Genomic DNA, 21,601 nt, shown 5'->3' with positions numbered 1-21,601 from the left:
GGGCGTCTTCCCGGAGATCCTCAGCCCCGTGCGGCGGGTGGCGCCCTCCTCGGCCGTGCCGTGACGGCCGAGGCCCTAGCGCACCCGACGCCGCAGCGACGGGTCGATCTGGACGTTGCGGCCCGCGTCCGGCGGCACGATGACCTCCTGGCCGGCGGCGACGCCGCCGGCCAGAAGCGGGGCGTCGACCGGGACCGTGCGCTTGAGCACGACGAGCGCGATCGGGCCGAGCTCGTGGTGGCGGGCGGACGAGCCGACGACGCCCACCTCCTGTCCCTCGAACAGCACCGGCGCCCCGTGCGGCGGCAGCGTGTCGACGCTGCCGTCGAGGTGCAGGAAGGTCAGCCGGCGCGGCGGGTGGCCGAGATTGTGCACCCGGGCCACCGTCTCCTGGCCGCGGTAGCAGCCCTTGGTCAGGTGCACGGCGGTGCCGATCAGGCCCACCTCGTGGGGGATGGTCTTGTGGTCGGTGTCGAAGCCGAGCCGTGGCCGGTGCTGCTCGATGCGCAGCGCCTCGTACGCCCACAGCCCCGCCAGCGGCCGGCCCAGGTGCTCGGCCAGCTCGGCGCGCGGCACCAGGAAGTCTTCGGCGGCCGAGGAGAGCACCGCCAGGTCGTCGGCGCGCGAGACCTCGACGCGCAGCATGAACCGCATCCGGTCGAGATAGGCGACGAGGCTGTCGGCGGTGCCCGGCTCGACGTGGGCCAGCACGCTCTCCCCGTCGTCGACCAGCGTCAGATGGTGGAGGATGCGGCCCTGCAGGTCGAGGTCGAGCGTCTGGGTCCACTCACCGGGCGCGAGGGTGTCGAGCTTCTGGGAGGTCAGGTCGTTGAGCCATTTCAGCCGGTCTGCCCCGGAGATGCGGACCACCTCGCGGTTGCTGCGGTCGACGACCGCCTCCCCCTTGGCCAGCGCGCGCTGCTCGGCGAACAGGTCGCCGTAGTGCGCGGCTACGTCGGCGTCCGGAGCTTCGGCGGGGACGGCGCCGGGGAGATCGAGCAGAGGGCTACGCATGTCCTCCAGGTTATCCGCCCGGCCGCACGTCGCCGCCCCGCCCACCGCCTCTCGCCGCCGCATCGGGGCCGGAAGGCGGTCAGCGGCAGGAGCGGCAGCGGCCGAAGACGGTCAGGTGGTGCACGTCGGCGACGAAGCCCAGCTCGTCGTCGAGCCCCCTGACCAGCCCCTCGGCCAGCTCGGGCCGCACCTCGCCGACCTCGCCGCAGCCCCGGCACACCAGGTGGACGTGGTCGGCCTCGGCCGCCAGGTGGTAGGTCGGCGCGCCGTGGCTGAGATGCGTGTGCGTCACCATGCCGAGCTCCTCCAGGAGCTCCAGCGTGCGGTAGACGGTCGAGATGTTGACCCCGCGCGCGGTCTCGCGGACCTTGGCGCAGATCTCCTCCGGCGTGCCGTGTTCGAGCTCCTTGACCGCTTCGAGCACCAACTGCCGCTGGGGAGTCACCCGGTAGCCCTTGGCACGGAGTTCCTCGTGCCACTGCGTGTCGGTCATGTCCCGAGTCTACGGCCGCGGGATATTCGCTTGCCCGGATCGAAGGGCACCGCATAACGTCATGGATACGGCCGGGACGCGGCCAAGAAGGTACCGGGCCGCAAGCGTGGACTGGCTGTGGATGTGCTGTCCAGACCGCCCTGGCCGATCAAGGCTTCAAGAGCAGCGTGGCGGCCCACGGCGCCACCCACGGCATCGACGTGCAGATCGTCGAGCGCAACCCCGCCGAGGTCGGGTTCGTCCCTCAGCCCAAGCGGCGGGTGGTGGAGCAGACCTACGGCACGATGTCGCTGCATCGGCGCCTGGTGCGCGACTACGAACACGATCCGGCCAGCTCCGAATCGCGGGTGTACTCGGCGATGACCGACGTGATGACCCGCCGGCTGACCGGCACCTCCACCCCCACCTGGCGCTCAGCGTGAACGCCTCGGATCCCGGCATGTGGCGGCTGGACCGGATCGACGCCCGCGAGAATACCCTGACCAGCCAGATCGAACAGACACGAGACCAGATCGAGGAACTGACCGGCCGCCTGCGGGAACTCGACCAGGACCTCGATCACCTCCGGATCACCCGCAAGACCCTGCTCGTCCTGGCCGGCGAGCCCGATCCGGCACCCCCGCCGCCACCAGCGCCCGTGGTCCCCGATCACCCCGCCTACCAGCAGATCCTCACCCTCATGAGCGGCGCAGGCCAGCCCACACGAGCGCAACCTCTGCCTGGCCCTGGACCTTCCCCTGGAGCGCAAGAACATCGAGAACACCCGAGCCAAGCTCAAACGCCTGGTCAGCCTGGGCATTCTGGTGGAGACCGAGCCGGGATTGTTCGCTCAACCGCGTCCGTGACCCGGCGACAAGCCCGTGACCAGCCCTGCTCATGCAGTACAAGCGATCAAAGGGGCATCCACTCACGAATCGCCCTCTCAGAGGTGTCGGAGCGTGTATTCCGTGTTGGCGTATGCGCCGCCCTGCAGATCGTGCTCCACTGTGTCCCCTTCCGGCGAAATACGCGGTGTGAAGGCTTCCGCGTCGTCCACGGGCGTGTATCCCAGAGCCGACCCGGCCCCCACGTCCCAGAACCGGCGCGTATTGGCGGAAACGGCATAGACGGCCGCGAAGTTGATGTCTGGGGCGGTGAGAGCGGCGCGGACGAAGCCAAGGCAGTCGCGCGGGCTCAGCCAGGTGGCAAGATGACGTCGCTCGGTCGGCGCGTCTTCAAAGCTCCCAATGCGCAGGCACACCACGGACAGACCGAACTTGTCCGCATACAGACGCCCCAGAGCCTCAACCGCTACCTTGCTCACCCCATAGAGACCGTCCGGACGCGGCGGCATCTCGACCGTGATGGTCGTCGAGACCGGATAGAAGCCGGTGAGCCGGTTACTGCTCGCGAGCACGACCCGTCCCACCCCTTGCCGACGTGCACCCTCCAGCACGTTATGAGTTCCCCCAACATTGCCTTCCAGCAGTTCCGGCAGCGGCGCCTCATCCGGGACCCCGCCCAGATGCACCACCGCATCCGCACCTTCCAAGGCCGCTGTCACCGCCTCAGCGTCGCGCAGATCAAGCTGCCGCACCTCCTCGGCTGGCGACTGCGCGGCGAGGCCAACCCGATCGACGAGCACCAGGCGTTCCGCTTCACCGCGCAGACCAACCCGCACCACCGACCCAATTCGCCCGGCCGCACCAGTGACCACCACAGTCCCAAAACTTGTTCCCATGACTGCAATTCTGGCTCACTCCACCGACAGCACGGCCGCAGAAAGTCGCGTCGAGACAGAACAGGAACGCCAACAGACAGGGATCTACATCACCTCGACTATCCGGGAATCGCGACACGCTGCGCAACCACCGAGGCGAAACCGGTCTCGGCAAACGTTCTGCTCAATCGCTACACGAGCTGATCCGCACACGGTCACGTCCACGGACGTGGTGTATGAGTCGATCTTTGCGTGATCCTGTTTTTGCAGGTTTAGCGGTAAGTGTCTGTGGGAGCGAGTTCTGCGTGGGTGTGTCGCCGGGCAGGACGCGTAGGCGGGCTTTGTTCTCCGGGTGTCCGGTCTGTCTGAAGGAGATGTCCCGCGAGGAGTTGATCGCTCTGGCGCGGGCGCTCGTGGCCGGGAACACCGGGCAGCGCGAGCGGGTGGAGAGGAGTCGGCACGTTCGTACAAGTGCTGCCGTGATCCGCCGGAGCATCCTGGGGACGGACGACGCGTTCCGACGAGAGGAGCACGATGCTCAATCTGTCGATCGTTCTGGAAGACAGCGCCCGCAACGCGCCGGACCGGACCGCCCTGGTCCTCGGTGACCTGCGCCTGTCGTACGCCGTGGTGGACTCCGTCGCCAACCAAGTGGCCAACCTGCTGGTAGCGCGGGGGCTCGGCAGGGGCGACAAGGTGGCGCTGCTCTGCCCGAACCTGCCCTACTTCCCGTTCGTCTACTTCGGCATTCTCAAGGCCGGGGCAACCGTGGTCCCGCTCAGCGTGCTGCTGCAGCCGCGCGAGATCATCTATCACCTGACCGACAGCGACGCCAAGGCACTCTTCTGCTTCGAGGGCACCGATGAGCTGCCCATGGGGGCGCGTGGGCGGGAGGGTTTCGACGGCACGCAGGGCTGTGAGCACTTCTTCGTCCTGCCCGCCACGCCGCTGGCCACCGAGTCGGAGTACGGCGAGTCGTTCTGGGCAGCGCTGGACGGGATGCCCGGGGAATTCGAGACGGTACGAACCGGGCCGGAGGACATCGCGGCCATCCTCTACACCTCCGGCACCACCGGCCGGCCCAAGGGCGCCGAGCTCACTCACGCGAACCTGCTGATCAACGCCATGGTCAGCGACCAGATGTTCCCCGCCGATCCCGAGGGTGACGTCTCGCTCGCCGTACTGCCTCTCTTCCACTCCTTCGGCCAGACCTCGGTCATGAACGTGAGCCTGCGCCGCCGCGCCACCCTGGTGCTCCTGCCGCGCTTCGAGCCCGGCCAGGCGCTGGAGCTCATGCGCAGGGAGAAGGTGACCATGTTCGCCGGGGTGCCCACCATGTACTGGGCGATGCTGTCGAAGATTCACGCGGACGAGGCCGAGGTGCCCCCGACGCTACAGGTGGCGGTGTCGGGGGCGGCCGCCTGCCCGGTCGGGGTGCTCAAGGATTTCGAGGCCACGTTCGGCATCGCGATCCTGGAGGGTTACGGCCTGTCGGAGACGTCGCCCGCGGCCTGCTTCAACCAGCTCAGCCGACCCACCAAGCCCGGCACCATCGGCTTCCCGCTCTGGGGGGTGGAGATGCGGCTGGTGGACAGCGACTGGAACACCATCCAGGGCGAGGGGCCTGGCGAGATCGCCATCCGCGGTCACAACGTCATGAAGGGCTACCACGGGCGGCCCGAGGAGACCGCAGAGGTCCTGCGAGACGGGTGGTTCCGCACCGGCGACATCGCCACCCGCGACCAGGAGGGCTACTACGCCATCGTCGACCGCACCAAGGACATGATCATCCGGGGTGGGTTCAACGTCTACCCACGCGAGGTGGAGGAGGTGCTGATGACGCATCCGGCGGTCTCGCTGGCGGCGGTGGTCGGCGTGCCGCACGGCTCGTACGGGGAGGAGGTCAAGGCGTACGTCGTCCCGTCGACCGGCGCGATGGCGAGTGAGAGCGAGCTCGTCGCCTGGTGCCGGGAGAACATGGCGGCCTACAAGTACCCGCGGACCATCGAGTTCCGTGAGAGCCTGCCGATGACCGCGACCGGCAAAATCCTCAAGCGTGAGCTGCGCTAGGCACGCGCCGGAATCAGGGTAACCAGTCGATCGCGGCGGCGAGCTCGGAGGGCGCGTTGCCGAAGGTGCGCCGGAAGGCCCGGGTGAAGTGCGGGCCGTCGGTGAACCCCGCCGTGTGCGCGGCCGCCGTCAACGTATCCCCGGCGGCCACCCGGTCGATGGCCCGCCGCAGGCGCAGCCACCCCACGTACGGCCGTAGCGGGATCCCCACGTGCGCGCTGAACAGGTGCGCGAGCCGGCTCGGCGACAGGTGGACCGCGTCCGCAACCGCCCGCAGCCTTACTCGTCCTCCTGCCAGGAGCTCGGGAATGACGGAGATCGCCGCCTCCACCGCCGGGTGCGGCGGGACGCCGCCGGAGCCGCCGGGGCCGACGAGGCCGCTCCACGCCTCGACGGCACGCAGCGCGCTCGCAGCCTCGGCCGAGCGCGCGTGACCGACCGGCGGCTCGGTGAACATGAGCGGCCGCGTTCCCACGCGGCTCGCCGGCTGCGAGCTCACGGGGGCGATCGGCAGAGGGCCGTGACCGGTCCGCGCGGCGGACGGCGACCAGGACGAAGCCCCCAGCCCGGTGCCGGAGCGCGCGATCAGGGACCGGCCCGGCAAACTGCGCGGATCCAGGTGGGCGAGCAGGGCGTCGCGAGCGCCGGTCAGCACCGTGTGGCCAGTGTCGGGCGGGATGACGGCGATGCTCGTGGTCAGCCGCTCGCCGTGAGCATCGGCCATGGTGAATGGCTCGGAGGCGACGATGAGCTGGACCGCGTGATGCACATGCAGGTCGTTGCCGCCGACCGCGCCGCCGTACAGCATGAGACCGGGCCGAAGGAGACACCAGCCGCGCCAGGTATGCGACATCACTCCACCCTTCTTCCAAGGGTCAGCAGACTGCGCCCGGCCGCCGCCGTACCCGCGCCGGCTACGGGCTCGATCTTCCCCTACAAGACGGCTGGCCGGCTACATGAAGAACCCCGGGGTCACCCGCGGTACGACTCGATACGCGAGCCCCTGAACTTGAAGTGTCGTTTACGCGGCTTCCTCATCTTGCCGGCGCGTAGCCGGTAGGTGCCGCCGGGGAAGCTGGCGGTGAGCTCAAGCCATCCGCCGATGGCCTCCACATAACGGGCCACCACATCCACTGACGAGACTTCGCCACGCTCGATCTGCGAGACACGCGCCTTGGTCACACCCATCAGGACGGCAACCTCGTTTTGCGTCAGAGCGGCGCTGGGCAAGCTGCCAGGCGTCGAGGAAATCGTCAACCACGCGCCGGGTCTCGGCAAGGGACTCTTCCCCTCCGGCCTGCTCAACGTGCTTGGCACGGTTCCACTCTTTGAACGTCAAGCCGTGGTCCGTCGACGAGGCACGGACGTTCCTGGAGTCGGCGCGCAACCGCGAAGACCTGATGTACCCGGCCTACGTCCTGGTCCTCGTCCTCGGCCTCCGACTCGGCGAAGCGCTCGGCCTGCGCTGGGACGACGTCGACCTCGACCAGGCCGAGATGACGATCGGCTGGCAACTCCAGCGAGTCGCCGGCAAGCTGCTACACCGCCGCACCAAGACCGACGCTGATCATTGGCGGGCTGCTACCACGGCGCTACCACCGGCCCGACAAGGGAGTTCAGGCCCACCCGGACCGGTGCCTGATTTAAACGGCTTGCCCCGGGTTGGATCCGGTGCATATCGTGCAAACACGCGGAAAGGAGGTGGTCCAAACAATGGTGATTCATAGTTGGGCTAGCGAGGTGGTTGTCCGCTGACGACGCGGACGCCCCGTCTCGCGCCGTTCGGCGAATACGAGGCAACCACCGGGGCCCCCGGCAGCTGGAGGGCGGGAACCCATCCCGACCATGGTCCATCCAGCCCGCCTGTCCGACAGGCGGAAGCTTGCCCGGGGCCCTTTTTCATGCCCCTTTGCCGGCCCGCCCCTGAGGTCTCCGCCGCGCGGCTCAGCCCGTCGCGGGCCCGTACGCGGCGATGATGACGCCGGTGCCGGTCGTCACGGAGTCGGCCGGCCGGAGGGCGGCCGGTCCACCGCCGGTCCACAGCCGGCGGCCGGACCCCAGCACCAGCGGATGGATCAGGAGCACCAGCTCGTCGACGCGGTCGCGCGCGAGCAGCGACCGGACGAGCGTCCCGCTGCCGACCACCACCAGGTTCTCAGCCCCCCTTGAGCCCGGCCACGGCGTCCGCGGCGTCGCCCTTGAGCAGGATGGAGTGCTGCCAGGGCAGCGGCTCGGCCAGCGTGGTGGACGCCACGTACTTCCGGACACGGTCGAGCGCCCGTCACCTCCTGCATGGCCGGGTCGTGGCCCCGGCTCGCCCAGCCGCCGTGCTCGAACCCGTCACGCGGATCCTCGTCGGGTGGCCCGCAGCCTGCATCACACCGTCGAGCGTCAGGTGCTCGATCACGATGACCTTGCCCATGCGGTCCTCTTCCCGTGGTCGTCGCCGGGGTGGTCCCGGCCGTCGCTTCTCCACGGACGGCGGGCCGCCGGATCGACAGCGCGGAACGGGAAGATCAGCGCAGGACGGGAAGGTCAGTGTTCGCCGCGGGCGGGGATGCCCAGGGCGGCGCAGGACTCGCGGTAGAGCCGCACCACGGCCATGCGGACCTGCGGCCGCTCGGTCAGCGTCTCGCCCCACGGCACCCGCACCACCTCGCCGCCGTCGATCGTGAACTCGATCGCCTCCGCGTCCACCCCGCTGGTCAGCGCACGGGTCGCGCCGGGCCGCCCGCCCAGCCCCCGGACGATGACCAGCGCGTCGTCGCCGTGGTCGTCGTTCATGTGGCGCTTGACGGCCTCGACGACGTCGGCCGTGAACGGGCCGCTCACGCGACCTTCTTCAGCTCGGCCGACATGTGGGAGGTCAGCGGGTGCCCCATCGCCGCCATGTCGTAGGCCCACATGAGGTTGCCCTTGACCAGCCCGTAGAGCCGGCGGCCCGCAGTGTATTCCTTGGCCGTGACCGTACGCGCCACGACGTCCGTCTGGAGCTCGATCTTGTGGAAGACGACCTCGCCGACGTAGATCTCCACGATCCCGGTCGGATGCGCGAGCGTCACCTCGAGTTGCCGGCCGGGCAGCGAACGCCAGTAGCCGGACTCGGTGGCCAGCGGCCTGACCCGGTCGCCGGCCTGGTCGAGCAGCCAGGTGCGGCTCACGTAGCTGAGGAACGGCTTGCCGTTGTGGCCGAACTCGATCTCCTGGCCGAAGTTGAAGCTCTCGATCGTCGGGTAGCCCCCGACCCCCGCGCCTTCCCACCTGCCGATGAGAAAAGCGATCGGCTCGAGATCGGGATGCATCTCAGGTTCTTCCATACCGCCCCACCCTAGTGGCGTCCCCGGCGGCCCGCAGGGCTCCGCCCACAGGTGCGGACACCTGGGGCAACGCGGGCGCGGCCGGAGCATTAGGGTGGCGGGCATGGCACGATCACTGGTGATCAAGGTGACCGCGGGGGCCGACGCCCCGGAGCGCTGCAACCAGGCGTTCACGGTCGCGGCGGCCGCGCTCGCGAGCGGGGTTCCCGTCTCCCTCTGGCTGACCGGCGAGGCCTCGTGGTTCGCGCTGCCGGGCCGGGCCAAGGAGTTCGGCCTGCCGCACGCCGCCCCGCTCACCGACCTGCTCGACGCCGTCCTCGCGGGCGGCCGGGTGACGGTGTGCACCCAGTGCGCGGCCCGGCGTGACATCACGGTCGACGACCTCATCGAGGGCGTCCGGATCGCCGGCGCGCCCACGTTCGTCGAGGAGGCCGTGGCCGAGGGCGCGCAGGCCCTGGTCTACTGACCGTCCCTTGATCCCGGAGCGCCACCTCTCCGGGATCCAGGGACGGCCCGTCCCGCCGGCGGTGACGACCCGTCCACGAGGCGTGCAGCGGCCGACCCGCACGGGCGTCAGGGCTTCGGGGCGTACTTCTTGGGCAGCTTGAGCCCGCGGTCGGCCATGACCTGCCGCAGCCGGTCGGGATAGTCGGTGATGATGCCGTCCACGCCGTCGTCGATCAGCTTGTTCATGGTCGGCTCGTCGTCGATCGTCCACGGGATCACCTTGATGCCGAGGTCGTGCGCCTGGTCCACCATGGCCTTGGTGACGTAGGGCTGGTAGCCGGGGTCGGTCACCTTGCCGTTCTGCGGGAAGCCGTGCACCGGGGAGAAGGCGTCCGCGCCGAACGACTTGACGGCCTTGAGCGGGTCGCCGCCGAAGTCGTCGACGTCGATGCCGCCCAGCCACGGCGAGGCGCCCGGCCGGCCGGTCTGCAGGAAGTCGCGGTTGGTGAGCGCGACGAGCGGCAGCCGCGGCTCCACCTCGCGCATCCGCATCAGCGCGCCCCAGTCGAAGCTCTGGACGGTGACCTGGTTCAGCAGCCGCGCCCGCCGGATCTCCGCCGCCGTCACCTGGACGAACTGCTCCCTGGGCGCGGTCTCGTGCGGCGCGCCGGCCTCCACCTTGGTCTCCACGTTGAGCCGCACGCCGTGTGCCCGGTAGCGGTTGACCAGGTCGAACACCTCGCGCAGGGTCGCCATCGGGGCGCCGGGGACCGCCCGCTGGCCGGGGAACTCCGCCAGCGTCAGGGAGCCGCAGTCCATCGTGCGGACCTGCCGCAGGGTGAGGGTGTTGACGTACTTGCCGACGTACGGGAACTCGGGGTCGCCGGCGACGGCGGGCGCGGTGTCCCGGCACTTGCGGTCGCTGATCCGGCGGTCGTGGGTGACCACCGCCTGGCCGTCCTCGGTGATCTGCACGTCCAGTTCCAGCGTGCTCACCCCGAGCTCCAGCGCGTTGGCGAAGGCCGGCAGCGTGCTCTCCACCACGAGCCCCAGCCCGCCTCGGTGGGCCTGCAGGTCCAGGGTGTTCCGGGAGGCGTCGTGGAACTCGTCCGCGTGGGCGACGCCCGGCAGGGTCAGGGCGGCGCCCAGAATCGCGGTCGCGGCGGTGATGCGGAGTGTGCTCATGGTGCTTCCTTCGGTCCGTGTGATTGGCATGTCACACGACCGCCGGGACGGGCGGGCGTACGCGAGCTGAGCGGGAGGGGAAGGTTACGTGATCGGCTGAGCCCGCCGACGTAGCCTGACGAGCGGAGGTGAGGCGGTTGGCGCTGGGCGGGACGGCCGGCGCGGGCGACGGTGAAGCAGCGGGCGCGGACGAGGCGGCGGACGCGGGGCGGACGCGGGGGCGGAGTGGAGGCGGTCCGCGAGGTCTGCGAGCGCGGCCTGGACGCGTCCCCGGACACGGTCGTCGGCCTGGACGTCCCGGGCCTGAAGATCCTCGCCAGGGACGGCCTGGCGGTCGCGTGGGGGCTCGACCACGTCCGGGTCGAGCACCCCGGCGGCCGGAGCACCGACACCTGGTCACGCGGGACGCGGGTCTTCGAGCGGCGGGACGGAGGGTGGGTGATGGTCCACAAGCACCTGTCCGTGCCGCTCGACCCGGCCACCGGCGCCGCGCGCACCGACCTGCGCCCCTGACGGTGTCGCCGGGCCGGGTCGCCGGGCCCGGCGCCGTTCGCGACGAGACCGGACGAGGACCCGGACGGGCCACGGACAGACGGGCCCTAGCGGGGCAGGACGGCGTTGAAGCGTTCCTGGCGGAGCTGCTCGTAGCGGGTGTCGTCGAGCGGCGGCAGGTCGCCGACCCGCCAGCTCAGCAGGAGGTCGGCGAGCGCCGGGTTGCGGGCCAGCGCCGGGCCGTGCAGGTAGGTGCCGATCACGTGGCCCGCGTAGCAGCCCTCGAAGCCGTCGCCGTTGCCCGTGCCGACGATCGTCCGCGACAGCGGCTTGACGCCCGGCCCGAGGCTGGTGACGCCCATGTGGTTCTCGAAACCCGTCAGCGTCGGCAGGCCGAGCGCCGTGTCGACCTCGGCGACCAGCTCGCCGACCGCGCGGGCCTGGCCCCGGAAGCTGGCGATGTCGAGCAGGCCGATGCCGTCGACCGGCTGCCCCTCCTCGCCGCCGAACGTGCTGCCCATGATCTGGTAGCCGGCGCACACCGCCAGCATGGAGGCGCCGCGGGCGATGGCGCGGTGCAGCCCGCCGTCCTTGCGCAGCCGCTGGGCGGCGAGGATCTGCGGGCGGTCCTCGCCGCCGCCGATGAGGTAGACGTCGCCGGAGTCGGGCACCGGGTCGGCCGAGCGCACGTGGACGATCTCGGCCTCGATGCCGCGCCGCCGGGCCCGCTGCTCCAGGACGAGCGCGTTGCCCTGGTCGCCGTACGTGCTCAGCAGGTCGGGATAGATCCAGACGATGCGAAGGGCGCTGTCAGACGGCACGACCGAACTCCGATCGGATCTGCTGGAAGGCGGTGTAGTTGGCGATCACGTCGACCCGGCCGGGCGGCTGCATGGCCAGCGCCTCGGAGAACGTCTCGCAGAGCACGAACGGCACGTCGGCCACGTCGAGCCGGAGAGCCAGGTCGAGCCGGCGCTCACCGGTGACGAACACCGGCCGGCCGCGCAGGATGCGGTAGTCGACGTCCCACAGCCAGGAGGTGTCGCGCCCGTCGGGCCCCTGCGCGTTGACCGACAGGATGACGGGCAGCCGCGGGTCGGCGACGTCGAACGCCTCCAGCCAGCCGGCGGGGTTCTTGGACAGCAGGAGCCGCGCGTGGCGGCCGTCGCGCTCGACCATGGTGTAGCGGCCGGCGACGGAGGTGACCTCGCGCAGCCGGGGCAGCGCCCGCTCCACCGGCAGCCCGAACGCCTCGGCCACGGCCAGCGCCATCACGGCGTTGGACCGGTTGGCCAGGCCGGGGAGCTGGATGTCGAGCAGCCACCGCTGCCCGCGCGGGTCGATGACGGCCTCGTCGTCGACGATCCACTGCGGCTCCGGCCGGTGGAAGGTGCACTCGCGGCACGCCCAGTCGGCGTCCTTGCGGTCGAGGGGGCCGCCGCACTCGGGGCAGCACCAGGAGTCTTCCTTCCACCGCTGGCCGCCCGCGACCCAGGTCACCTTGGCCGCGGTCGAGGCGCCCCAGGTGACGAGCGGGTCGTCGCAGTTGGCGATGACGTGGGTGGGCCTGCCGGACAGCGCCCGCCGCCACTTCTGGGCGAGCAGCCAGATCTCGGCCGCCCGGTCCATCTGGTCGCGGCTGAGGTTCATCAGGCAGACGACGCCGGCGCCGGTGGTGTCGAGCACCTCGGGCAGGTATTTCTCGTCGACCTCGAGCACGCCGTAGGGGGCGTCCTTGTGCTGGGACAGCGCCGAGACGTGGCCGGCCGGCATGTTGGCGCCGAACACGTTGGTGGCGACCTCGCCGAGATCCAGCAACGCCGAGGTGATGAGCCGCGTCGTGGTGGTCTTGCCGTTGGTGGCGCTGACCAGGGCCAGCTTGCGGTCGCGGGCCAGCTTGCGCAGCAGGTCGGGCTCAAGCATCAGGCCGACCCGCCCGCCGATCACCGAACCGTCGCCGCGCCCGGTCATCCTGGACAGTGTGGCGGCACTGCGGCCCAGGGCGCTCGCGAGCTGGGCTCGCAGGGGAAGCTGGGTCATGGCAATGGATCCTAGTCGGCCCGGGCCATGCCGACTCACCCCGCAACGCCCGAACACTTCCCCGTAACACCCGAAGCCTTCCCCGTGACACCCGAAGCCTTGCCCGTCACGCCCGGACGCGGCTACCCCGGCTCAGCGAAGGTGATCTCCGGCGCGCCCTCCTCCTCGAACGGCAGCACGAAGCGGGCCGGCCACGACAGCACCCCTTCGAGCCAGCCCGCGCCCATGGTCTGGCCGACGTGCCGCAGGCGGGCCGAGGGGTCGAGCCCGATCGCCACGGTCATGACGTCGCGCTGCAGGCTCTCGCTCTCGTCGTCGCCGAGGATGACCCGCCAGGCCAGCGCCCGGTTGTGCTCGATCTCCATGGACAGGGGGTGGTGCCGCAACGCCTTGGCCCGGTGCCCGAGCAGCTCGCTCTGCCCGTTCGCGGCCGGGGAGGGCTGAGCCGGCTCCCCCGCCGTCACCGGCTCGGGGGCGTCCTGCTGCGCTGCCGGGCCGAACAGGGCGTACTCCAGGGGCGGCGCCGGGGCGCGCAGGCCGGGTGCGGGCCGGTCGTACGGGAAGAGCCTGTCGACCTCGTGCAGCCAGCGCACCTGCGGGACGACCCACCGGGACCCGGGCCGCTCGCCCCCGCTGTCGAGGCGGCCGAGCAGGCGGGTGGCGCTCTCGGCGGCCTTCTCGGTGAGCAGCGCGGGGTCGATCCAGCTCCGCAGCGACCAGGCGCGTCGCCGTACGGAGCGTTCGACGAGGGTGGCGAGCAGACACTCGCGGCGCCGCGCCGGCAGCTCGGACCAGGCGGCGGCGAGCGCGCGGGGCACACCCGGCAGCGGCCGGTTGGTGACGAACGCGAGCACGACCGTGTCGCACCAGATGCGCAGCCACGCCCAGTCGGGGGCGTCGGCCAGCACGTCGGCCTCGCGCAGCTCGACCAGCGTGCACGCCTGGCCGGTGCGGCACTGACTGCCGCAGGCGGCCGAGCGGCGCCCGCGGATCGGCGGCGGCGGGCCGTCGGCCAGCCGTTCGCGCGACTCGCCGAGCGGCACCCGGACCCGCAGCGGCCGGTCCATGCCGTCGGCGAACACCGCGGCGCAGCCGGGCTGGAGCGAGACGACCTGGCGGGACTGCTCGGGGCTGAGGTTCATGGCGGCGCCGACGAGCTGCCGGTCGTCCTCGGCCGGCAGGCGGTGCACCACCTTCAGCGCGGTGTTCTTCACCACGTCGGGGACGAGCTTGGTGGGGATCTGCTCGGCCACGACGATGCCCTCGCCGTACGCCCTGATCTCGGCGAGCATGCCGGCCAGCAGCTCGACGGCGTGGGTGGCGGCCCGGCCGGCGCCGCGGTCGCGCAGCAGCCGGTGCGCCTCCTCGATGACGATGACGTGCCGCAGGTCGGGCGACTTCTCCGTGCGGGCCCGCATCCGCAGGTGCTCCACGATCCGGATGATCAGCGTGCCCATGAGGAACGCCTTGTCCTCGTCGTTGGCCACGTCCTCGATGGCGAGCACGACGTTGCGCTCCAGCAGGCCGCCGATGTCGGCGGGGTGGCCGCCCTCGAAGAAGCGCCCGGCCGAGCCGACCCGCAGCGAGCGCAGCCGCAGCGAGATGAACCCCTCGACGTCCGCCTGCACCTCGCGCCCGTAGCCGATCTCCTTGATCACGTCCATCGCGTGCTGCTGGAGCTGTTCCAGGGTCGGCACGCTCGGCGGCACCTTGGAGCCGGGCACGGCGCCGCCGGTGACGACGTCCCAGCCGGTGGCCTCGTAGACCCGCTGCAGCGACAGCGACATGATCTGCGGGAACGGCTCCTCGGCGTCGAAGGCCGCCATGAAAAGCGCCCGGACCATGTCGATGTGCGCCTGCACGGGGTAGCCCGGCTCGGGCTCCAGCGGGTTGATGCTGAACGGCACGCCGCCGGGGGCCGACGGGTTGATCACGGTCACCGGCCCGTACGCCTCGACGCGGCCGGCCATGGCGGCGTACTCCGACTTGGCCGGTTCGATGGCGAGCCACGGGATGCGGGCGCGGCTGAGCTGTTCGAGCAGGTGCCTGACGGTCTGCGACTTGCCGGAGCCGGTGGCGCCGGTGACGAACGCGTGCCGGTTGAGCGTGGCGAGCGGCACCCGGAACGAGCCGACGCCCCGGTCCTGCCCGTCGAGGATCTCGCCCAGGTCCAGCTCGCCGTCGTCGGCCTCGGAGGTCACGTCGAAGAAGCCGGCGTCGAGCACCCGCACGCCCGGCACCTCGCGCCGGGGCAGCCCCGCCAACGCCGCGAGCGCGCCCGCCGTGGCGGCGAACGGCGCCGCGGCCCCGTCGGCCGGGTCCTGCATGGTGATGGCGAGCGCCTCGGCGAGCGGGTAGACGGCGCCCTGGGCGCTGCGCAGCCGGTAGGGGTGGTGGCTCATCTCGACCGAGCCGACGAGCACGGGCGCGATCTGCCGCAGCTCGTCGGCGGTCGCCCCGCCGGCCAGCACCCGGACGTTCCACAGCCCCGCCTCGCGGAAGGCGTCGAGCTCCTGCATGCGGCGCTCGGCCCGCTCGGCGTCGAAGCGGGAGCGCTCGGAGGCGTCGCCGTACTGCCGCAGCACGTTGAGCTGGGTGCGCAGGTGGGCCACCTCGGCGTCGAGCAGGTCGGTCGGCTCGGCCACGACCAGCCACGCGAACGGCCGCGACATCAGCGTGATCAGCGTCGACTCGAACAGCGTGGGCCGCTTCAGCTCGTCCGGGTCGAACTCCCGCCTGCCGCCGAGCGGTGGCGCCTGGCGGCCCGGGCACGGCGTCCACACCAGGTCGGCCAGGTCGGCCAGGTACTCCTCGCCGAGCTGCACGCCGCGCGCGCCGCCGGGGAAGAGCAGCGGCTGCGGCCCGGAGGGCGCGCCGAGGGCGCCGGTCGACCGCCGCGGCTGCCGGGGCGGCGACAGCGGCCCGGCGTTCGTGATCAGCTCAAGGGGCGCGCCCGAGCCGCGCGACAGCCAGCCGATGGCGAACGGCCGGTCACGCTGGGCGGCGGACAGCACGGCGGGCAGCACGGTGACGAAGTCCCACTCCGCCGACGAGCTTCGCGAGGGTGCCGCGATGGATTGGATCCGGTACCAGGGCCCGCTCAGCGAGACACTCGGCTGCATTTCATCCCCCCACAGACGGTTCTTTAGTAAAGTCCGCCGACCGTCAGCCCGTCACCTTGACATTGACCATGTCATTACCCGCCCTTGCGGTACTCGGGGGGCAGGCGTCACGTCCGGTCCTTGCGCCAGTCGAGGCGCGGCGGCGGGGGGCCGAGGTTGGGCGGGGCCTCCTCGCCGCCCTCGGGCGCCTGTCTCGGGTCGAGGGAGAGCACGGCCTCGCGCAGGTCCTCCAGCTCGCCGAGGGTGGTCCTGGGGAAGGTGAGGATCGCCGGGTTGGCGTCGGCCAGCCGCACCCGCCTGCCCTGGGCGGTGGCGTCGGTGACGATGACGGACGTGGTGGGGAGCTGCTGGAGCTGGTGCGGCTCGACGAGGAACTCCCGCGAGCGCTGCAGCACCCGTTCCTTCTCGCCGATCTTGTCGGCGGTCCTGCCCCACTCGGTGGACTCGGTGATGTCCTCGGCCAGGTCGGTGGCGCCCTCGCCGTGCCCCTCCGCCTTGCCGTCCACCTGGGAGATGGTGGAGGTGTAGCCGCCGTCGAGGCCGGGGAGCGAGTCGCTGATCGTCTCGGTGAGCTGGGCCAGCTCCAGACGGTGCTCGGTGCCGACGTGCTCGCTGGCGACCCGGGCGTCCTCGGCGTTGCCGAGCCGCATGAACGCCACCGCCGCGTGCCCCCTGCCGAGCCGTTCGCGGACGGTCGGGGTGAGCGAGCGGTAGGTGAGCACCAGTCCCGTGCGGGAGGTCTCGCAGGCGTCCATGAGCCGATCGAGCACGTCGCCGCGGAGCTTGTCCGCGCCCGCCACGATGATCGTGTGGTACCAGGGCCGGTCGGAGGCGGGCGACTGGCGCAGGATGTGGGTGAGGGCGGTCGCGACGTACGTGCCGAGCACCCGGTTGCCGAACACGCCCGCCTGCCGGTCCATGCTCACCACCCGCAGCCGGGCGGGCGGCAGCCGGACGGCCTGTGTGCCGAGCGTCTCCAGCTTGCGCAGTTGCGACTCCAGCGCCCAGGCCCGCTCGATGACGACCCGGTCGCTCACCCCGCGCCCGAACAGCGTGCCGATGCGCTCCAGCTGGGTCGCGGTGATGAGGCCGTACCTCAGATCGTCGCGGGGGTCGCCGACCTGGGCGAGCGCCCGCAGCGCGGCGGTGACCTGGCTGATCGTGGCGTTCTCGCCGAGCACCTCCAGCACCCGTTCGAGGATCGCGTTGTCGAAGCTCAGGTCGCGGGTGGAGCGGTGTTCCTCGCTGACGCTCACCACGTGGGCGAGCACGTCGGCGAACGCCTCGGGCTTGAGCGTGGCGCCCAGGTCGAGGCGGGGCAGGTCGGTGGGCAGCACCCACACGAGGGGGTCGTCGCCGCCCCTGCGGGCCAGCTCGATGAGGTCCTTGGCGATCGCGCCCTCGGACAGGTCGAGCACGGTCAGGTGGCCGCCGCTGTAGAGGCGGGTCGCTCCGATCAGCGTGACGAGCGCCGACCAGCCGGGCAGCGTGCCGCCCGCCACGTCGATGCGGTCGACGTCGTCGGGCACGGCCACGGCGTACCAGGTGAGCTGGCGGTCGTGGCGTTCCTTGACCTCCTGCCACTCGCGGTAGCGCTGGGCGTGCTCCTCCTGGGCGCGGAACAACTCCTTGTCACGTTCCTGCCGCCGCCGGTCCTCGCGCGCCTGCTGCTCCTGGATGCGGTAGCGGACCGCCCGGTCGCCCTGGACCAGCGCGTAGCTGCAGATGAGCGCCACGCCGCCGGCGGCCACCAGGCCGAGTAGGGCGAAGGACCAGTCGAGGTAGCCGGCGACGGCCAGCACGACGAGCAGCACGGTCAGCGCCAGCATGAACCGCCGGAAGATCCGCATGGGCCGGTTGAGCAGGTCCTGCTGCAGGCGCTCGCGGCGCACCAGGTCGGGGTCTGGCCCCTGGGCGGGCGCCTCCTCGGCCGGGGAGGGGCGCTTCGGCGGGGGGCCGGGATCGGGATGCAGCAGGATGTACTGCCAGCCCAGGTAGATGCGGTCCGCCTGGAGCTGCGCATGCTCGGGATGCACGTCCACCACGTGACCCTCCGGCCGCGATATGTCGTTAGTAGTAGGAGGGCTCGAATCCTCCGCTCCGTGACAGCGTAAGAGCTACGTGCCCTACTGCGGCAGGGTTCTCGGCAATTACACCGGCCGGAAGGGAGTTTTGCGGCAGATGGTGCAACTGTGACCCGTTACCATCCATACCCATGACCGAACCCTCCGGCGGCAGCGACAGGCAGGGGCGCCCGGTGGTGGTGCCCGCCCTGGGCCTGGTGGCGGTCACGGCCATCGGTGTCACCGCCTTGATGGGCGGCCTGCGGGAGGCTCCGGACGAACCGCCGGCGCTGGCCAAGGGCGCGGTGCTCGACCAGGGCCGCTACTCCACGCGTTTCGTCCAGTCGCGGGTGAGGGTCGTGCCGGGCGACTCGCCGTTCAGCGAGGACAGACGGTTCGTGGAGCTGGTCTTCGAGGTGACCAACAAGGGAGACGAGACCACGTCGGTCGGGCTTCCCCCGACGAAGGAGGAGCACGCCGCCTTCGGCGAGAGCTTCGCCAGCTCGCTGGTGAAGATCTCCCCCGCCTTCCCCGCGGACGCCGGCCCGTCCGTCTTCGCCGTGGCCAAGGGGGGCGAGACCCGCCAGCTCCATCCGGGGGTCAAGAGCACGGTCATCGTCCGCTACCGGCTCGGGGCCGGCGACAAGCCGCCGGCGAAGTTCACCCTGGACGTCGCGGGGTTCGCGTACGAGCCAGGCTTCAACGACCCCACCGAGCGCTGGCAGAAAGTCACCGAGGAGGCCGCAGGCAAGATCGTGCCCGAGGTGAAGGCCCGGGTGACGCTGCCCGTCGAGGAGGGTGAGCCGGCATGACCGCCACCCGGGAGTCGCCCGCGCGGGCCGACGGGCGCCGCGGCAGGCGGGCCGGCCGCGGCGGTTCGCCGGTGCTCAACGCCGTGGTCGGGCTGCTGCTGGCGGGCGGCGCCGTCGGACTGCAGTCGCTGGCCCTGTCCGAGAACGACGCGTCGGCTCCGCTGACGTACGTGGGCGACAAGGGCCGGCAGGTGGACGCGCGGCGCTTCACCGTCCGGCTCGACTCGGTCGCCGTGGCCAAGGCGATCAAGGTCAGCGCCACCAAGACCGTCGAGACGGACCACCTGTTCCTGGTCGTGCGGGCGTCGGCCAAGTCGAGTTTGCGCCCCTACCACCTGGCCCAGCCGGTGCTGATGGACGCCGAGGGTCACAAGTTCACCGCCACGGACCGGGTGGACTCCGCAAGGACGCTGGCCGACAAGTGGGTGCAGCCGGACATCTGGGTGAGCGGGCCGTTCTTCTTCGAGGTGCCCGCCTCGGCGCTGCCGGACGCCAAGGTCGTCTTCGCGCTGCCCGGGTCGGCGATACCGGTCGAGCCGTACGCGCCGGAGGCCGAGATCGACCTGGGGCTGGACGAACAGGCCGCCCGCAAGCTCGCCGCCGCCCCCCAGGACGTCTACTCCCTCGTGGAGAAGTGATCGAACCATGAGCACAGAGGAGCGCGACTGGTTCGCGCCGCGGAACACCGGACCTCGCGACGGTGCCGGCCGGACACCGCCGCCTCCCCCGGCGGCCACCCCGCCGCCCTGGCAGGCACGGTCCCGCACGCCGTACCCCGACCAGCAGGTCTGGCCGCCGCTGTCGCGGGAGGGCGTCACCCAGCCGATCCCGGCCGTGCGGGACGCCGCGCCTCCCCTGCCGCGTCCCGCCGTCCCACCCACGGCTCCGCCTCCGCCTCCGCCTCCGGTGCCGGTGCCGGTGCCGGTGCCGGTGCCGGAGGCGGTCCAGGAGCCTCCGCCGCCTGCCCGGGAGGCCGCACCCCGGCGGCGCGGACGCGCGGCGCTGGTCGCCGCCGGCGCCGTGGTGAGCGTGTTCGCGGCCGTCACCGCGCACACCGTGGACGGATACCTCTTCTACGAGCAGGTGTCCACGCAGCAGGACACCAGGGAGGTCGTGGTGCCCGCCGGCCAGGTGGGAAAGGTCCACGACATCGAGTGGAAGGCCACGGTCTCCCGGACGAAGGCTCCCGCGGGCAGCCGGCACGGCGCCGACGTCGCCTGGATGAAGATCGAGATCATCCAGGAGGTGCTGTCCGACGGCAGCGCCACCATGACCGGCATGCCCGACGACCTCAGGCTGCACGACCGGGCGGGACGGAGCTGGGCCGTCGAGCTGGGCGCCGGCGACCGGCCGTCGGACCGCCTGGAGGTGGGCCAGGAGTACGCGCTGGCGGGCCTCGCGGTGGTGCCCGTGGCGGTGGCGGACCAGGTGGAGCTGGCGTTCACGCCCAGCGCCTACCGCTCCGACACGCCGACGAAGGATCTGTTCAAACGGCCGACTACTCCGCAGCCGCCCCGGACGACCCTGCGCTTCCGGCGGTGAACGCCTCACCGCGCAGCCGGGCCCGGGTGGCCGCGAGGTCGAACGCCGCCGCCAGCAGCGCCATGGTGGCCGTCGTCACGAGCAGGTCGCGGCCGAACGACACCGGCGCGTCCAGGTAGAACCACGCCCACTCGACCTGCGATCCGATCAGCGTCCGCACCGCCCGGTCGGCGTACTGCGCGCCCACGGTGAGGGCCACGTAACACAGGCACATCATCCCGAACAGCGGCGCGCCGCCCTTGACGATCAGGCGCAGGGAGTTGACCAGCGGCACCCAGCGCTCCTGGAAGCCGCCCGTGACCCGGTCCACCGACTTCTTGGTGAGGTCGTGGCTGCCTTCCAGGCGGTCGACACCGCGCTCGAAGCGGGTGCCCCGGACCATGGTGCGGGTGTCGTCGGCGAACGTGCCGAAGACGAGCATCGCCACGGTCAGCCAGACGAGCGGCAGGGCGACCGCGCTCAGCAGGATCGGCCACACGTCGCCCCAGGCGGTGGTGACGGCCTCGAAGCCCGGCACGTTCTTCTCGGCGTTCGCCAGCGCCTCCTCCGTACCGGACACGACCGCGCGGTGCTCCACCCACTCGGACCTCGCCTGGGCGAGCGTGAAGGTGGCGTTGAGCCCGTAGAAGACGAAGGCGAACTCGGAGAAGGCGGCGGCGAACCCGTACAGCCCGCCGCGACCGTTCTCCACCAGCTTGGCGAACAGCGTCTTCAGCCCGAAGGCGGCGACCATCGTGCCGAGGGACACCCGCCAGTCGATGTCGATGAAGCCCCGCCCGACCTGGGTCTCCGCACCGAAGAAGGCGGCGTCGGTGAGCTCGAAGATGTGGTGGAACAGATCCATCTGCACCAGGTCGCGCGCGTCCTCCACCTGGAAGCCCCAGGCCAGGTAGAGGACGGCGAAGGCCGGGGCGACGCGGTCGAGCGCCGTGAAGAACGGCTCGTCCGCCGCCCCCTCGGCCGCGCGGGCGCGCATCTCCCACAGGGCGCCGCGCAGGGTGTGCAGCATGCCGGTGATGACGGTCATCGCCGTCAGGACGACGAGCGTGAGCAGCGTCGTCATGATGACGAGGCGGACCTGCCGGAAGTCGCCGTAGGCCACCTCCGTCGCGGCGTACAGCAGGCCGAAGCGGACCACCTCGCCCGCCGAGAACCACAGGGCCAGCGCTAGTCCGCACCTGCCGAGCAGGCGCAGCGCGTGCAGGGGGAGCGAGAACGGCGACGGCATCCTCTGGGCCGGCGAAGGCGCAGGTCGAGGCGGTGCCGCCACACCAGACGAACCTGACATTTGGTGAATGGTAGCGG

The 21,601-nt window shown here is 71.4% G+C and carries 22 protein-coding genes; 8 read left to right on the top strand and 14 right to left on the bottom strand.

All coding sequences use genetic code 11. From position 1 onward, the window contains the following. Positions 1–75: 75 nt before the first annotated feature. Complete coding sequence (ygfZ, locus tag FHU36_RS33430) at positions 76–1,014, bottom strand: CAF17-like 4Fe-4S cluster assembly/insertion protein YgfZ (protein ID WP_185088081.1); 939 nt, start codon at positions 1,012–1,014, stop codon at positions 76–78. A 79-nt stretch (positions 1,015–1,093) separates the two neighbouring features. Continuing rightward, complete coding sequence (locus FHU36_RS33425) at positions 1,094–1,507, bottom strand: Fur family transcriptional regulator (RefSeq protein WP_185088080.1); 414 nt, start codon at positions 1,505–1,507, stop codon at positions 1,094–1,096. 167 nt (positions 1,508–1,674) lie between these two features. Here FHU36_RS33425 and FHU36_RS33420 point away from each other — a divergent pair, with 167 nt between their 5' ends. Then, positions 1,675–1,929 carry a transposase gene (locus tag FHU36_RS33420; RefSeq protein WP_221497072.1) on the top strand — a complete coding sequence of 85 codons (255 nt, stop codon included), beginning with the start codon at positions 1,675–1,677 and terminating at the stop codon, positions 1,927–1,929. 500 nt (positions 1,930–2,429) lie between these two features. On the opposite strand, the gene FHU36_RS33415 is transcribed toward FHU36_RS33420, so the two are convergent. Next, positions 2,430–3,227 carry an NAD-dependent epimerase/dehydratase family protein gene (locus tag FHU36_RS33415; RefSeq protein ID WP_185088079.1) on the bottom strand — a complete coding sequence of 266 codons (798 nt, stop codon included), beginning with the start codon at positions 3,225–3,227 and terminating at the stop codon, positions 2,430–2,432. Positions 3,228–3,740: 513 nt separating this feature from the next. On the opposite strand from FHU36_RS33415, the gene FHU36_RS33410 reads away from it, so the two are divergent. Next, the gene (locus tag FHU36_RS33410; protein ID WP_185088078.1) at positions 3,741–5,276 is read left to right on the top strand and encodes a long-chain-fatty-acid--CoA ligase; all 1,536 of its coding nucleotides are present in this window, start codon (positions 3,741–3,743) and stop codon (positions 5,274–5,276) included. 13 nt (positions 5,277–5,289) lie between these two features. Here FHU36_RS33410 and FHU36_RS33405 read toward each other — a convergent pair whose 3' ends face one another. Together FHU36_RS33405 and FHU36_RS45130 are read right to left on the bottom strand one after the other, a co-directional pair. After that, positions 5,290–6,129: a helix-turn-helix transcriptional regulator gene (locus FHU36_RS33405; protein ID WP_185088077.1), complete on the bottom strand. Its 840-nt coding sequence runs from the start codon at positions 6,127–6,129 to the stop codon at positions 5,290–5,292. A 119-nt stretch (positions 6,130–6,248) separates the two neighbouring features. Continuing rightward, a complete protein-coding gene (locus FHU36_RS45130; RefSeq protein ID WP_246503032.1) occupies positions 6,249–6,464 on the bottom strand; it encodes a helix-turn-helix domain-containing protein in 216 nt (71 codons plus the stop codon). A 140-nt stretch (positions 6,465–6,604) separates the two neighbouring features. On the opposite strand from FHU36_RS45130, the gene FHU36_RS43860 reads away from it, so the two are divergent. Further along, positions 6,605–7,003, top strand: a complete 399-nt coding sequence (locus FHU36_RS43860; RefSeq protein WP_221497071.1) for a site-specific integrase — start codon at positions 6,605–6,607, stop codon at positions 7,001–7,003. 217 nt (positions 7,004–7,220) lie between these two features. On the opposite strand, the gene FHU36_RS43855 is transcribed toward FHU36_RS43860, so the two are convergent. From FHU36_RS43855 to FHU36_RS33380, 3 genes are all read right to left on the bottom strand, one after another. Further along, positions 7,221–7,424 (bottom strand): dihydrofolate reductase family protein, encoded by a 204-nt coding sequence (locus tag FHU36_RS43855; protein WP_221497070.1) that lies wholly within the window; start codon positions 7,422–7,424, stop codon positions 7,221–7,223. 387 nt (positions 7,425–7,811) lie between these two features. After that, complete coding sequence (locus FHU36_RS33385; RefSeq protein WP_312892017.1) at positions 7,812–8,108, bottom strand: DUF2470 domain-containing protein; 297 nt, start codon at positions 8,106–8,108, stop codon at positions 7,812–7,814. Beyond that, positions 8,105–8,578 carry a heme-binding beta-barrel domain-containing protein gene (locus FHU36_RS33380; protein ID WP_246503031.1) on the bottom strand — a complete coding sequence of 158 codons (474 nt, stop codon included), beginning with the start codon at positions 8,576–8,578 and terminating at the stop codon, positions 8,105–8,107. The genes FHU36_RS33385 and FHU36_RS33380 overlap by 4 nt, the downstream gene beginning before the upstream one ends. A gap of 118 nt (positions 8,579–8,696) precedes the next feature. On the opposite strand from FHU36_RS33380, the gene FHU36_RS33375 reads away from it, so the two are divergent. After that, a complete protein-coding gene (locus FHU36_RS33375) occupies positions 8,697–9,059 on the top strand; it encodes a DsrE family protein (RefSeq protein WP_185088075.1) in 363 nt (120 codons plus the stop codon). A 107-nt stretch (positions 9,060–9,166) separates the two neighbouring features. Here the strand turns inward: FHU36_RS33375 and FHU36_RS33370 are convergent, their stop codons facing one another. After that, a complete protein-coding gene (locus tag FHU36_RS33370) occupies positions 9,167–10,225 on the bottom strand; it encodes a glycerophosphodiester phosphodiesterase family protein (RefSeq protein ID WP_185088074.1) in 1,059 nt (352 codons plus the stop codon). A 225-nt stretch (positions 10,226–10,450) separates the two neighbouring features. On the opposite strand from FHU36_RS33370, the gene FHU36_RS33365 reads away from it, so the two are divergent. After that, the gene (locus FHU36_RS33365; protein WP_221497069.1) at positions 10,451–10,738 is read left to right on the top strand and encodes a YybH family protein; all 288 of its coding nucleotides are present in this window, start codon (positions 10,451–10,453) and stop codon (positions 10,736–10,738) included. An 86-nt stretch (positions 10,739–10,824) separates the two neighbouring features. Here the strand turns inward: FHU36_RS33365 and FHU36_RS33360 are convergent, their stop codons facing one another. The 4 genes from FHU36_RS33360 to FHU36_RS33345 all read right to left on the bottom strand — a co-directional run bounded on the left by FHU36_RS33360 (position 10,825) and on the right by FHU36_RS33345 (position 17,924). Then, positions 10,825–11,538 (bottom strand): type 1 glutamine amidotransferase, encoded by a 714-nt coding sequence (locus tag FHU36_RS33360; protein ID WP_185088072.1) that lies wholly within the window; start codon positions 11,536–11,538, stop codon positions 10,825–10,827. Next, entirely contained in the window at positions 11,528–12,757 is a 1,230-nt protein-coding gene (locus tag FHU36_RS33355; RefSeq protein ID WP_185088071.1) for a MurT ligase domain-containing protein, read from the bottom strand. The genes FHU36_RS33360 and FHU36_RS33355 overlap by 11 nt, the downstream gene beginning before the upstream one ends. A gap of 122 nt (positions 12,758–12,879) precedes the next feature. Then, positions 12,880–15,879, bottom strand: a complete 3,000-nt coding sequence (locus FHU36_RS33350) for an ATP-binding protein (RefSeq protein WP_185088070.1) — start codon at positions 15,877–15,879, stop codon at positions 12,880–12,882. A gap of 107 nt (positions 15,880–15,986) precedes the next feature. Then, positions 15,987–17,924: a hypothetical protein gene (locus tag FHU36_RS33345; protein WP_185088069.1), complete on the bottom strand. Its 1,938-nt coding sequence runs from the start codon at positions 17,922–17,924 to the stop codon at positions 15,987–15,989. A gap of 170 nt (positions 17,925–18,094) precedes the next feature. Between FHU36_RS33345 and FHU36_RS33340 the strand changes: the two genes are divergently transcribed. The 3 genes from FHU36_RS33340 to FHU36_RS33330 are packed head-to-tail and all read left to right on the top strand — an operon-like array spanning position 18,095 to position 20,296. Continuing rightward, on the top strand, positions 18,095–18,754 hold the full coding sequence (locus FHU36_RS33340) for a hypothetical protein (RefSeq protein ID WP_185088068.1): 660 nt from the start codon (positions 18,095–18,097) through the stop codon (positions 18,752–18,754). After that, a complete protein-coding gene (locus tag FHU36_RS33335; RefSeq protein ID WP_185088067.1) occupies positions 18,751–19,392 on the top strand; it encodes a hypothetical protein in 642 nt (213 codons plus the stop codon). The genes FHU36_RS33340 and FHU36_RS33335 overlap by 4 nt, the downstream gene beginning before the upstream one ends. A 7-nt stretch (positions 19,393–19,399) precedes the next feature. Further along, positions 19,400–20,296, top strand: a complete 897-nt coding sequence (locus FHU36_RS33330) for a hypothetical protein (RefSeq protein ID WP_185088066.1) — start codon at positions 19,400–19,402, stop codon at positions 20,294–20,296. Here the strand turns inward: FHU36_RS33330 and FHU36_RS33325 are convergent. Beyond that, positions 20,253–21,524 carry a hypothetical protein gene (locus FHU36_RS33325; RefSeq protein WP_185088065.1) on the bottom strand — a complete coding sequence of 424 codons (1,272 nt, stop codon included), beginning with the start codon at positions 21,522–21,524 and terminating at the stop codon, positions 20,253–20,255. The genes FHU36_RS33330 and FHU36_RS33325 overlap by 44 nt on opposite strands. Between the last annotated feature and the right edge of the window lie 77 nt (positions 21,525–21,601).

Source organism: Nonomuraea muscovyensis (assembly GCF_014207745.1).
Lineage (GTDB): Bacteria > Actinomycetota > Actinomycetes > Streptosporangiales > Streptosporangiaceae > Nonomuraea > Nonomuraea muscovyensis.
Note: the sequence above shows the minus strand (reverse complement) of the source record. Positions and strands in the feature narration are given on the sequence as shown.